This is a genomic window from Arenimonas malthae CC-JY-1, from assembly GCF_000747075.1.
In the GTDB taxonomy this organism is placed as follows: Bacteria; Pseudomonadota; Gammaproteobacteria; order Xanthomonadales; family Xanthomonadaceae; genus Arenimonas; species Arenimonas malthae.
Window position 1 is genome coordinate 1 of record NZ_AVCH01000005.1, and the last position, 12,280, is coordinate 12,280.

Consider the following 12,280-nt stretch of genomic DNA (forward strand, 5'->3'; position numbering starts at 1 on the left):
GCCGAACCGCTGCGCATCCATGGGCTGGGCGATGCCGCCGCGCGCGCCGCCCGCGTCGCCGAACTGCTGCCGGCCGTGGGCCTGGACCCGGCGCTGGCCGGGCGCTGGCCGCACCAGCTTTCCGGCGGCCAGCGCCAGCGCGTGGCCATCGCCCGCGCCCTCGCCACCCGGCCCGAACTGCTGGTGTGCGACGAAGCCGTGTCGGCGCTCGACGCCCAGCACCGCGCCGGCATCCTGGCCCTGCTCGGCCGCCTCAAGCGCGAGCAGGGCCTGGCGCTGCTGTTCATCACCCACGATTTCGCCGCCGCCCGCGCCCTGGCTGAACGCTGCGCGGTGCTCGACCAGGGCCGGCTGGTGGCCGCCGGCCCCACCGGAGACGTGCTGGCCAGCACGGTCCGGGCGGGCTGATACACTCGGGGAAACCCCCAGGGGAGGGGCAGGTAAGCCGTTGATGCCACACCGCACGCTGTCCAGCAGCGACGCCCAGAACACGCCGGTCCGCCTGCGCGCCGGCGACCCGGCCGCGCTCGCCGCCGAGGTCGAACGCCTGCGGGTGGACGTGGAGCGCCTGGGCCGCGCCGAGAAGCTCCAGCGCGCGCTGTTCGCCATTTCCGACCTCGCCAGCTCCGGCGAAGACACCGCCACGGTGATGAAGGGCCTGCACGAGATCGTCGGCCGGCTGATGTACGCCGAGAACTTCTACATCGTGCGCTACTCGCCCGACCGCGACACGATGCGCTTCATCTATTTCGCCGACAGCCAGGACCCGGTCAAGCCGGATCCGGACGAAGAGCTGCCGGCCAGCGAGATGGGCAACAGCCTCACGCTCGCGCTGATCCGGCTGGGCCGGCCGGTGCTGGGCCCGTCCACCGAGGTCCGGCGCGAGCTGGGCGTCAGCCGCGACGAGGCCCTGGGCCCGGACAGCGAGGACTGGCTGGGCGTGCCCATGGTGGACGAAGGCGTGGTGCGCGGCGCCGTGGTGGTGCAGAGCTACGACCCGCAAAGCCGCTACAGCGAAGACGACCGCGCGCTGCTGAGCTACGTGGCCCAGCACATCCTCACCGCCCTGGCCCGGCGCGACGCCAAGGCCGAACTCGAACAGCGCGTCGAGGAGCGCACCCGCGAACTGCGCCTGCAGGTGATCGAACGCGAGCGCAGCGAAAAGCTGCAGGCGGCGCTGTTCCGCATCGCCGAGCAGGCCGGCCGCAGCGAAAGCATCGAGGTGTTCTACGCCGAGGTGCACGGCATCGTCAGCGACCTGCTCGACGCCCGCAACTTCTTCATCGCCCTGCTCACGCCCGACGGGCAGGAGCTGGACTTCCCGTATTCCGTGGACGAACGCGACCAGGCGCGCCCGCGCCGGCGCCTGGCCAAGGGCCTGACCGAGTTCGTGCTGGCCACCGGCGAGCCGCTGCTGGCCGACCGCGACGGCATCCACAACCTGGTGGCCGAAGGCAAGGTGCAGTCCTTCGGCACGCCCTCGGTGTGCTGGCTGGGCGTGCCGCTGCAGATCGAAGGCCGGGTGGCGGGCGTGATCGCCGTGCAGAGCTACACGCCCGACTACCTCTACACCCGGCGCGACCAGGAGCTGCTGAGCTTCGTCTCGTTCCACATCGCCCAGGCGCTGGAGCGGCGCCAGGCGCATGAATCGCTGCGCGAGGCCTACGCCGAGCTCGAACAGCGCGTGGCCGCGCGCACCAGCGAACTGGCCGACGCCAACCGCGAGCTGCTCGACCAGATCTCGGTGCGCGAGCGCATGGAGCACAAGCTCAAGCACGAGGCCATGCACGACACGCTCACCGGCCTGCCCAACCGCAGCCACCTGCTGGGGCGCATGGGCATGGCGCTGTCGCGCTACCGCTACGACCCGACCCAGCTGTTCGCGGTGCTGTTCCTCGACCTCGACCGCTTCAAGGTGGTCAACGACTCGGTCGGCCACCTGGTGGGCGACGAGCTGCTGAAGGAAGCCGCGCGCCGCATCGGCCGCTGCGTGCGCGACCCGGACATGGTGGCGCGCCTGGGCGGCGACGAATTCGCCATCGTGCTCGACTTCATCCACACCGCCGAAGACGCCGTGGCCGTCGCCGAACGCGTCATCGCCTCGCTGGCTGAGCCCATGCGCATCGCCGGCAAGGAGCTCTACACCTCGGCCAGCATCGGCATCGCGCTGGTGGACGGCCGCTACCGCAGCCCGGAAGAGCTGCTGCGCGACGCCGACGTGGCCATGTACCGCGCCAAGGCCACCGGCCGCCAGCGTTATGCGCTGTTCGACGAACACCTGCACGAAGCCGCGCTCAAGCTGCTCGAACTCGAAGGCGACCTGCGCCGCGCGCTGCAGCGCCAGGAATTCGTGCCGCACTACCAGCCCATCCTGACGCTCGCCGACGGCCACCTGGTGGGCTTCGAGGCGCTGATGCGCTGGCACCACCCGGTGCGCGGCCTGTGCGCGCCGGGCGAATTCATGGGCACCGCCGAGGAAACCGGCGCGCTCGAGCAGATGGACTGGCAGATCTACGACCTCGTCTGCGGCGACATCGCCCGGCTGGCCTCGGGCCGCGCCTACACCACGCTCAACGTTTCGCCGCGGCACCTGCGCGCGCCCGATTTCGACCAGCGCCTGCTCGAGCTGATGGGCCGCCACGGCGTGAAACCCGCCAACCTGCGGCTGGAAGTCACCGAAGGCGCGCTGCTGGAACAGCCCGAGGTCGTGCAGGCCTGCCTGGCGCGCCTGCGCGAAGCCGGCGTGCTCACGCTGCTCGACGACTTCGGCACCGGCTATTCCTCGCTCAGCTACCTGCACCGCTTCCCGCTGCACGGGCTGAAGATCGATCGCAGCTTCGTGGCCGAGCTGCGCAGCGGCGAAAGCGGCGGCAGCACGGCCATCGTGCGCGCCATCCGGCTGCTGGCCGATTCGCTGGGGCTGGAAGTGATCGCCGAAGGCATCGAGGCCGAGGAGCAGCGTTACCAGCTGCGCCTGCTGGGCCTGAGCCTGGGCCAGGGTTACCTGTTCTCGAAGCCGGCCTCGGCCGGCGAAATCCTCGAGCGTTACGGCCTCGCCTCGGCCTGAGGCGGCAGCAGGCCCTCGGCGCGCAGCCAGGCGATGGTGTCGGCCAGCAGCCGCGGCAGCGGCGTGGCGCGGTAGCCGAGTTCGCGTTCGGCCTTCGAGGAATCCACCACCAGGTGGTGGCAGGTGAACGTGGCCGCGGCCGGCGTGAGTTCCGGCGCGCGCCGGGTCATCCGGGACACCAGGTCGAGCACGCGGGCGTAGGCGCGCAGCGCGAAGGCGGGCATGGCCTTCCGGGGCGCGGGCTTGCCGAGCTGGCGGCCGGCCTCCTGGATCAGCGCCAGGAACGTGGCGTGTTCGCCGCCCAGCAGCCAGGTTTCGTCGCGCGCGGCGCCCTGCCAGGCGCGCACGTGGGCGCGGGCCACTTCGCGCACGTCGGCGAAGGCGCCGGAGCCGGGCGGCGAACCGGGCAGCTTGCCGGCGTCGAGCAGGCGGACCAGGTTCGACCAGTTGTTGCGGTCGCCGGGGCCGAGGATGTGCGAGGGCTGCAGCACCAGGAAAGGCAGGCCGGATTCGCGCACCAGGCGTTCGGCGGCGTATTTGTTGCGCTCGTAGTTGATCCACGATTCGGCGCCGCGCTGCGGCACGTCCTCGCGCAGCGGTTCGTGCACGAGGTGCGAGTAGGCCGAGACGCTGGAGGTGTAGGCGAAGCAGCCCACGCCCGCCTCGCGCGCGGCCTCGAGCAGGCGGCGGGTGCCGCCGACGTTGGTTTCGGTCTGCGCGGCGTCGCGCGGGCCCCAGTTGTTGGTGTCGGAGGCGGTGTGGAACACCGCATCGACGCCTTTCACCGCGGCGCGCAGCGATTCGATGTCGCCCAGGTGCCCGCGCACCGGCAGCGCGCCCACCGCGGCGACGGCGGCTTCGCCTTCGGCCGAACGGGCCAGGCCGCGCACGGTGGCGCCGGTGGCCAGCAGTTCGCGCAGCAGGTGCTGGCCAAGGAACCCGGTGGCGCCGGTGACGAGGACGAGGGCAGTCATGGCTGGGTTCTACCCGAAGACGGGGGCCGGGCAAACCCCCTCGTCCCGGTGGCCCCGCTTAAACGCCCGCGGCCCGCGGGGCATCCAAGCCTGCACCGTCCCCCCGGAGGTTCCTCATGGACTCCAGCCGCTGCCTGTGCGTCGCACTCGTGCTCCTGGCCGCCTTCCTGCCGCCCGCCACCGTGGCGGCGCGGACCGTCGACAGCCCCGGCGAGGCGCGCCTGGTCACGACCGACCTCGCGCGCTTCTGGCGGGTGTGGGAAGCCCACGACGGGCGCCCCGGCGCGGACGCCCTGCAGGCCGGTTACCTGGACCCCGGCACCGCAGGCCTGCAGGCCTTCCTCGCCCTGCGCATCGGCTCGGCCCGGGAGCTCGCCGAAACGATCGCCGCGCACCCCGGCTACTACGCCAGCCTGCGTGGCGTCGGGGAAGGCGTCGAGGACCAGCGCGCGGCGTTCCACGCAGCCTTCGAGGCGCTCGAAGCCCTCTATCCGCCGGCGGTGTTCCCCGACACCTACTTCCTGATCGGCCGCATGAATTCGGCCGGCACGCTGTCGGACGAGGGCCTGCTGATCGGCCTGGACATGCATGGCCGGCAGCCCGGCGTCGACCTGTCCGGGCTCTCCCCGTGGCACCAGGGCGTGCTCGCGCGCCCCCGTGACCTGCCGCGGATCGTGTCGCACGAACTGGTGCACTACCAGCAGTCCGGCGGCGCGGCGCAGCCAACGCTGTTGCAGCAGTCGGTCCGCGAGGGCAGCGCCGATTTCATCGCCGAACGGATCGCCGGCGGCCACATCAACGCCCTCGCGCACCGCCATGGCCTCAGGCACGAATGCGACCTGTGGCGCGAATTCGAGCCGCGGATGGCGGGCACCGACTATTCCGGCTTCCTCTACGGCGGCGATGGCGCGGGGGACCGGCCTGCCGACCTCGGCTATTTCATCGGCTATCGCATCGTGCAGTCGTACGTCGAACGCCACGGCCTGTCGGAAGCGACGCTGCGCGCGGTGTTGGGCGGGGTGGATGCCGCCAACCTGCTCCGGGAGGGCGGCTACGCGCCCTGCGGGGGTGGGGGCGGCTGAGGCGGGCGGTGCCCCGGGGGGCGGGGGCAGGTCAAGCCCGGCATGTCCGAATTGTGAAATCGGTCACGTTTGCTAGATTATCCTTGAGCAAAACTGGCTAACCCCCCGCCTGTCATGACTTTCATGTCGCCCCTGCTGCCCCTCCCGCTCCCCCTGGCACCCCTGGCCTGGCTGACCGGCTTCCGCCGGGTCCCGGACAACAGCGTGGTCACCGTGCACCGCTTCGGCCGCTTCGTCCGGGCCCTGGGCCCCGGCTGGCGCTGGACGCTGCCCGGGCTGGACCACCTGGGCCAGCCGGTCTGCCTGATCGGCCACCACCTCGACATCCGCGACGGCGACGGCCCGCACGCCGAGCTCTACTACCAGATCCTCGACCCGGCCCAGGCCGGCGAAGCCCTGGACCGCGTGGACGCCCTGGTCACCGACCAGGCCCGCGACGCGCTGGCCACCCTGCCGGCCGGCGACGCCGCGCCGTCCCTGGCCGACGCCCTCAAGGCCGAACTCAACCGCCGCCTGTCCCGCCTGGGCCTGCGCGTCATCCGCTGCGCCCTGCACGCCTGAGCGAACCCGCCCGCTCGCCTACAATGGGCGGCATGAACCCGCTTTCGCACCTGATGCCCGAACTCGAGGCCGGGCTGGCCGCGCTCGGCCTGCCGGCGCAGCCGCTGGCCGCGCGCCTGCTCGATTACCTGGCGCTGCTCGACCGCTGGAACAGGACCTACAACCTCACCGCCATCCGCGACCCGCGCGAGATGCTGTCCAAGCACCTGCTCGATTCGCTGTCGATGTGGCCGCACGTGCGCGACGGCAAGCTGGCCGACCTGGGCACCGGCCCGGGCCTGCCCGGCATCCCGCTGGCCCTGGCCCGGCCCGGCCTGCAGGTGACCCTGGTGGAGAGCAACGGCAAGAAGACCCGCTTCCTGCGCGAAGTGGTGCGCCAGCTGGGCCTGGCCAACGTGCGCGTGCTCGAATCGCGCGCCGAGGCCGTGGACGAACCCGGCGCCTACGACCAGATCACCGCCCGCGCCATGGACACCCTGGCCGGCATCCTCGAGGTCGGCGGCCACCTGCTGGCCCCGGGCGGCCGCCTGCTGGCCATGAAGGGACAGCGCCCCGACGCCGAGATCGCCGCCCTGCCGCCCGGCTGGCGGGTCGAAACCGTGCAGCCCCTCGCGGTCCCGGGGCTGGAAGGCGACCGCCACCTGGTCACGGTCACCCGCGGGCCGGCCGAGGCGGCATAATCGATGGTTCAGGCCGCGCAAGGAGTCCGCATGGGTCGCATCATCGCCATCGCCAACCAGAAGGGCGGGGTCGGCAAGACCACCACGGCCGTGAACCTGGCCGCTGCCCTGGCGGCCACGCCGCGCAAGGTGCTGCTGGTGGACATGGACCCGCAGGGCAACGCCACCATGGCCTCCGGCGTGGACAAGCGCGAGCTGGAGAACTCCAGCTGCGAAGTGCTGCTGGCCGAGTGCCCGGCCGCCGCCGCCATCGTCAGGGCGCCCGAGGGTTTCGACCTGCTGCCCGGCAACATCGACCTCACCGCCGCCGAGATCCGGCTGATGGACGAACCGGCCCGCGAGCAGCGCCTGAAGAACGCCCTGGCGCCGCTGCGCGACCAGTACGACTACCTGATCATCGACTGCCCGCCCTCGCTGTCGCTGCTGACGCTCAACGCGCTGGCCGCCGCCGACGGCGTGATCGTGCCCATGCAGTGCGAATACTTCGCGCTCGAGGGGCTGAGCTCGCTGGTGGACACCATCAACGCGCTCAAGGGCAAGCTCAACCCGGCGCTCGAGATCGAAGGCATCGTCCGCACCATGTTCGACGTGCGCAACAACCTCGCCAACGCCGTCTCCGGCGAGCTCACCAAGCACTTCGGCGACAAGGTGTTCCGCTCGATCATCCCGCGCAACGTTCGCCTGGCCGAGGCGCCCAGCCACGGCCAGAGCATCGTCGGCTACGACCGGGCAAGCCGCGGCGGCATCGCCTACCTGGGCCTGGCCGGCGAGATCGTGCGGCGCGAGCGGAAAGTTTCCAAGGAGATGGCATGAGCACCAAGAAGCGCGGCCTCGGCCGCGGCCTCGACGCCCTGCTGGGCACGGGCAACAAGGGCGCGGCGCCGGCCGCCGACGCCAGCCCGGTGGAAAGCGGCGAGGGCCTGCGCACCCTGCCCATCCAGCACCTGCAGCCCGGCAAGTACCAGCCGCGTTCGGCCATGGACCCGGCCAAGCTCACCGAGCTCGCCGAATCCATCAAGGCCCAGGGCCTGATCCAGCCCATCGTCGTGCGCGGCATCGGCAAGGGCAAGGACGGCGAGGCGCGCTACGAAATCATCGCCGGCGAACGCCGCTGGCGCGCCGCCACCGAGGCCGGCCTGACCGACGTGCCGGTGGTGCTGCGCGAGGTCGACGACCGCGCCTCGATCGCCATGGCGCTGATCGAGAACATCCAGCGCGAAGACCTCAACCCGCTGGAAGAAGCGCTGGCCCTGAGCCGGCTGATCGACGAGTTCTCGCTCACCCACCAGCAGGCGGCCGAAGCCGTGGGCCGCTCGCGCGCCTCGGTGTCGAACCTGCTGCGCCTGCTCGAGCTGCCCGAAGGCATCCGCAAGCTGCTCGAAGACCGCCAGCTGGAAATGGGCCACGCCCGCGCCCTGCTCACCCTGGCCCCGCAGGCCGCGCTGTCGCTGGCGCGCGAGGCGGTGGCCGAGGGCTGGAGCGTGCGCGAGGTGGAGCGCCGTGCCCAGCTGCTGGCCAAGGGCCAGATCCCGGGCAAGAAGCCGGCCAAGCCGGCCGCCAAGGGCTCCGACGCCGACATCGCCAGCCTCGAGCGCGAGCTGTCCGAGAAGCTGGGCGCCAAGGTGGCCGTGCAGCACGGCCGCGGCGGCCGCGGCAAGCTGGTCATCGCCTACCATGGCCTGGACGCCCTCGAAGGCATCCTCGAGCGCCTGCGCGGTTGAATTCCATGTCCCAGCCCCAGCTCTCCGTCGTCATCCCGGCCTTCAACGAGGAAGGCAACGTCGCCACGCTGGTGGACGAAGTGCTGGCCGCGCTGCGCGGCGTGGTGCCCTTCGAGCTGGTGATCGTGGACGACTGCAGCCGCGACGGCACCTTGGCCGTGCTCCAGGCCGCCAAGGCCCGCGCGCCGGAACTGCGCGTGCTGGCGCACCAGCGCCAGAGCGGCCAGAGCACCGCCATCCGCACGGGCGTGAAGGCGGCCCGCGCGCCCTGGGTGGCCACGCTCGACGGCGACGGCCAGAACGACCCGGCCGACCTGCCCAAGCTGCTGGCTGCCCGCGACGCCGGCCCCGCCGACGTGAAGCTCTATGCCGGCTGGCGCGTGAACCGCCAGGACACCGGCAGCAAGAAGTGGGCCTCGAAGTGGGCCAACGGCATCCGCTCGCGCCTGCTGCGCGACGCCACGCCCGACACCGGCTGCGGCACCAAGCTGTTCGAGCGCGCGGCCTTCCTGGACCTGCCCTACTTCGACCACATGCACCGCTACCTGCCGGCCCTGATGCAGCGCGCCGGCTGGAAGACCACCAGCGTGCCGGTGAACCACCGCCCGCGCGGCGCCGGCGCCTCGAAGTACACCAACCTCGGCCGTGCCCTGGTCGGCGTGCGCGACCTGATGGGCGTGGCCTGGCTCATCAAGCGCAGCAAGCTCACCGACGTCCGCGAACTGGAGTGATGCCATGAACGAGGAACTGGCCTGGCTGGCCTGGACCGGCCTGCATGTCACCGCGTGGAAGCTGATCGGCTACACCGGCGCCCTGATGTTCGGCGGCCGCTGGGTGGTGCAGTTCTTCGCCTCCCGCCAGGCCGGCAAGCCGGTGATCCCCCGGGCCTTCTGGTACATGAGCCTGGTCGGGGCCCTGATGACCCTGAGCTACTTCCTGTTCTCGGCCAAGCAGGACTCGGTGGGCGTGCTGCAGAACCTGTTCCCCACCTTCACCGCGGCCTACAGCCTGTGGCTGGACATCCAGCACCGCGGCTGGAACCGGGACAAGGCCAGCCACTAGCCCCCCTGTGGATAAGTCTTGCCTGGGGGCCCGGGCGCGGGCATAATGCGCGGCTCGCTCCGCACCTGCCCCCAAGGCCCTGGCCCCGGTAGTGCGATCCCGGCCCCTGGCGGAGCGTTCGCTGCATCCCGCATCGCATGCGCCTGCAGGCCACCCGGCCCGCCGCGCGGGGCCGCCGCCGCCCGGGCTATGGGCGGCCAGTCCGACCCAGGAGCTACACCATGAGCCGAATTTGCCAAGTGACCGGCAAGGGCGTGCAGAGCGGCAACAACGTCTCGCATGCCAACAACAAGACCCGCCGCCGTTTCCTTCCCAACCTGCACGAGCGCCGCTTCTGGGTTGCCTCGGAGAACCGTTGGGTGAAGCTGCGTGTTTCCATGCACGCCCTGCGCACCATCGACAAGAACGGCATCGACGCCGTCCTGGCCGAAATGCGCGCCCGCGGCGAAAAGATCTGAGGAGGACTGAACCATGGCATCCAAGCGCGACAAGATCCGCCTGACTTCGTCGGCCGGCACCGGTCACTTCTACACGACCGACAAGAACAAGAAGACCACCCCGAACAAGATGGAGATCAAGAAGTACGATCCCGTCGTTCGCAAGCACGTGATCTACAAGGAAGGCAAGATCAAGTAATCCGCTGCGCGGATTACTTGCCGGAGCGGCTCCCGCCGCGACGCTTTCCAGGAGAACCCGCCCCCGTGGCGGGTTTTCTTTTGCCCGCCGGAATCGTGGCCGACCTCAAGGATTCGTGCGCGGGCGGGCTGCTAGGCTCCGATCGAAACCGCCCGGGACCGCGCCGCCCCATGAGACTGCTCTCCGCGAAAAGCGTGCTGGCCCGGATTGCGCTGATCATCGCCTGCGCTGAAGCGCTGGTGATGGTGCTCCTGCAGTTCAACCCGCACATCGCGGGCAGCTACCAGGCGGCCGTGCTGGATGCGCTGCTGCTGGCCGTGTTGTCCACGCCGCCGCTGTACTACTGGGTGATCCGGCCCTTCGTGCAGGCCCGGGACGAGGCGCTGGAGCAGGTGACCCGGCTCGCCCACACCGACCCGCTGACCCTGCTGGCGAACCGCCGCCTGATCAGCCGTTACCTCGCCATCCTGATCGCCGGCAGCGTGCGCCATGGCACCGTGGGCGCGGTGTTGGTGGTGGACCTGGACGGCTTCAAGGCCGTCAACGACCAGCACGGGCACGATGCCGGCGACGCCACCCTGGTGGAAGTCGCGCGGAGGCTGCGCGAGGCAGTCCGCGCCGAGGACCTGGTGGGCCGCCTGGGCGGCGACGAGTTCGTGGTGCTGGCGCATCGTTTCGACGGTCCCGGCAGCGAGGCCGGCGAACGGGCGCTGCGGATCGCGGAAAAGCTGATCCGCGCCGTGGACGCGCCGATCCCGTTCAATGGCCTGGCGCTGCGGGTGGGCGCCAGCGTCGGCATCCGCCTGCTGCCGCCCGAGCACCTCGAACCCCACGTCGCCATCGCCGAGGCCGACCAGGCGATGTACCGCGCCAAGGCGCTGGGGAGGGGACGGGCGGTGGTGTTCGCGGGAGACGGGCGCGGTGAAGGCGCGAGGTGCTTCCCGGCGGGAGCGGTGCCTGTCGCGGACAGTGGTCGCGGCTGAAGCCGCTCCTACAGGGGGGTGGCTGTCAGGCCGAGGAGCCATTGCCGGCGGGGGGCGGGCTCGAAGTAGCGGCGGTTGGCTTCGTTGACGATGACCGAGCCGACGACGGCGCGGTCGAGCACGTTGGCCACGCGCGCCCAGGCGCGCCACTGCATGCCACCGGCGCGGAAGCGGCGTTCGGCGGCCAGGTCGAACACGGCGTGGCCGGGGGCCGCGGCGGTGTTGCGGTCGTCGGCGAAGAAGCGGCTGGTGGCACGCGCCTCGAGCATGACATCGGTGCGCTCGTCGGCGCGCCAGCGCAGCTCGGCCCAGGCCGAACGCGCGGCGACGGCCGGCAGCTGCTTGCCGGCGACGATCAGCAGCGCGCCGTCCGCGCACGGCGGCGCCGCGCACAGGCCGAAATCGCGCCGGTGGCGGGCGTCGAGCCAGGTGGCGCTGCCCGACAGCGTCCAGTCGTCGGCCAGCGGCGCTTCGAAGGACAGTTCGGCGCCCCGACGGCGCGTCAGTCCGGCGTTGGCGAAGGTGCTGCGCCCGCCCTGGTTCGCCACCACCACCAGTTCGTCCTCGGTGCGGGCGTGGAAGAGCGCGGCGTCGAACTTCGCCGCGTCGCCGCGCCAGCGCAGGCCCAGCTCGGCGTGGCGGCTGCGCGCCGGACGCAACGCGGTGTTGAGCCCGCTGGCGCCGTCGGTGCGGTAGGCCAGCTCGGCGAAGGTGGGCGTTTCGAAGCCCGCGCCGGCGTTCGCATACACGCTGAGCCCCTCGCGGGCGCGCCACAGCAGGCCCAGCACCGGCGACGTGCGTGAGTAGCGCAGCGCGCCGCTGTCATCGGGATTGCCCGGGCGCAGGTAGCGGTCCACCGATTCGAAGCGCACCACGCTGCGGCGCAGGCCGGCGTTGAGCGACCACTCCGGCGCGAACGTCCAATCGGCCTGCGCGTAGATGTCGTGGCTGCGCACGGTGTTGTCCTCGTCGCGGCGCAGCGCGCCGACCACGCCCAGGCGGCCGTCGGCGAAGTTCTCGAAGCCCAGGCGCGTTTCGTCGGCCAGCTCGAACGCACTGCCAGCGGTGAGCGTGAGCTCGCCGTCGCCGGGCCGCGCCTGCCAGCGTGCGTCGAGGCCGCGGTAGTCGCGGTCGAGATCAATCACGCCGCCGCCCGAGGCCGGGCTGGCCTGCGCGGCCACCGGCACCGACAGGCCCTGGAAGGTCTGGCGGCGCCCGGCGTAAGCCACCAGCGCGAGCTCCTGCCATGCGCCCACCGGCTGCACGAAACGCGCGCCGAGCTGCTGCTGTTCCACCGTCTTGCGGGTGTCGAACAACAGGGCGCCCGGGCTGGACGCGCGGCGGTCGCGCGCGAGCTCCGCGGCGGTGAGGCCCTGCGGATCGTCGGCAACCAGGTCGAGGTGGTTCAGCAGCACCGTCAATTCGCCACCGCCCGCCAGCGCGGCGCGGAGCTGCGCCTGCGCGGCGTCGCGACGCCAGGCGGAGTGGCGGCGGTAGCCGTCGGCGGCGGCGCG

At 71.7% G+C, this 12,280-nt stretch carries 14 protein-coding genes; 12 read left to right on the top strand and 2 right to left on the bottom strand.

Annotated features, from left to right (window positions below; genetic code table 11):
- Together N790_RS01215 and N790_RS01220 are read left to right on the top strand one after the other, a co-directional pair.
- On the top strand, positions 1-408 hold a 408-nt coding region (locus tag N790_RS01215; RefSeq protein WP_156969871.1), incomplete at its 5' end, for an ATP-binding cassette domain-containing protein.
- Between the two features lie 43 nt (positions 409-451).
- On the top strand, positions 452-3,067 hold the full coding sequence (locus N790_RS01220; protein ID WP_156969872.1) for a bifunctional diguanylate cyclase/phosphodiesterase: 2,616 nt from the start codon (positions 452-454) through the stop codon (positions 3,065-3,067).
- Here N790_RS01220 and N790_RS01225 read toward each other — a convergent pair.
- Positions 3,046-4,041, bottom strand: a complete 996-nt coding sequence (locus N790_RS01225; RefSeq protein ID WP_052385576.1) for an NAD-dependent epimerase/dehydratase family protein — start codon at positions 4,039-4,041, stop codon at positions 3,046-3,048. The two genes, N790_RS01220 and N790_RS01225, sit on opposite strands and share 22 nt — an antisense overlap.
- 116 nt (positions 4,042-4,157) lie before the next feature.
- On the opposite strand from N790_RS01225, the gene N790_RS01230 reads away from it, so the two are divergent.
- The 10 genes from N790_RS01230 (at position 4,158) to N790_RS01275 (ending at position 10,766) form a co-directional block, all read left to right on the top strand.
- Positions 4,158-5,123 (top strand): DUF2268 domain-containing putative Zn-dependent protease, encoded by a 966-nt coding sequence (locus N790_RS01230; protein WP_052385577.1) that lies wholly within the window; start codon positions 4,158-4,160, stop codon positions 5,121-5,123.
- A gap of 123 nt (positions 5,124-5,246) precedes the next feature.
- Positions 5,247-5,684: an SPFH domain-containing protein gene (locus N790_RS01235; protein WP_156969873.1), complete on the top strand. Its 438-nt coding sequence runs from the start codon at positions 5,247-5,249 to the stop codon at positions 5,682-5,684.
- Between the two features lie 32 nt (positions 5,685-5,716).
- Positions 5,717-6,364 (top strand): 16S rRNA (guanine(527)-N(7))-methyltransferase RsmG, encoded by a 648-nt coding sequence (rsmG, locus tag N790_RS01240; RefSeq protein WP_043799868.1) that lies wholly within the window; start codon positions 5,717-5,719, stop codon positions 6,362-6,364.
- 30 nt (positions 6,365-6,394) lie between these two features.
- A complete protein-coding gene (locus tag N790_RS01245) occupies positions 6,395-7,177 on the top strand; it encodes a ParA family protein (protein WP_043799870.1) in 783 nt (260 codons plus the stop codon).
- Positions 7,174-8,085, top strand: a complete 912-nt coding sequence (locus N790_RS01250) for a ParB/RepB/Spo0J family partition protein (RefSeq protein ID WP_043799871.1) — start codon at positions 7,174-7,176, stop codon at positions 8,083-8,085. The genes N790_RS01245 and N790_RS01250 overlap by 4 nt, the downstream gene beginning before the upstream one ends.
- A 5-nt stretch (positions 8,086-8,090) precedes the next feature.
- A complete protein-coding gene (locus N790_RS01255; RefSeq protein WP_043799873.1) occupies positions 8,091-8,816 on the top strand; it encodes a glycosyltransferase family 2 protein in 726 nt (241 codons plus the stop codon).
- 4 nt (positions 8,817-8,820) lie between these two features.
- Complete coding sequence (locus N790_RS01260; protein ID WP_043799874.1) at positions 8,821-9,147, top strand: lipid-A-disaccharide synthase N-terminal domain-containing protein; 327 nt, start codon at positions 8,821-8,823, stop codon at positions 9,145-9,147.
- Between the two features lie 221 nt (positions 9,148-9,368).
- Positions 9,369-9,605 carry a 50S ribosomal protein L28 gene (rpmB, locus tag N790_RS01265; protein ID WP_043799875.1) on the top strand — a complete coding sequence of 79 codons (237 nt, stop codon included), beginning with the start codon at positions 9,369-9,371 and terminating at the stop codon, positions 9,603-9,605.
- 13 nt (positions 9,606-9,618) lie between these two features.
- On the top strand, positions 9,619-9,783 hold the full coding sequence (rpmG, locus tag N790_RS01270) for a 50S ribosomal protein L33 (protein ID WP_043799877.1): 165 nt from the start codon (positions 9,619-9,621) through the stop codon (positions 9,781-9,783).
- A 170-nt stretch (positions 9,784-9,953) separates the two neighbouring features.
- Positions 9,954-10,766, top strand: a complete 813-nt coding sequence (locus tag N790_RS01275; protein WP_084062471.1) for a GGDEF domain-containing protein — start codon at positions 9,954-9,956, stop codon at positions 10,764-10,766.
- 8 nt (positions 10,767-10,774) lie between these two features.
- Here the strand turns inward: N790_RS01275 and N790_RS01280 are convergent.
- Positions 10,775-12,280, bottom strand: a 1,506-nt coding sequence (locus tag N790_RS01280; protein WP_043799878.1) for a TonB-dependent receptor family protein, incomplete at its 5' end; no start/stop codon positions are given.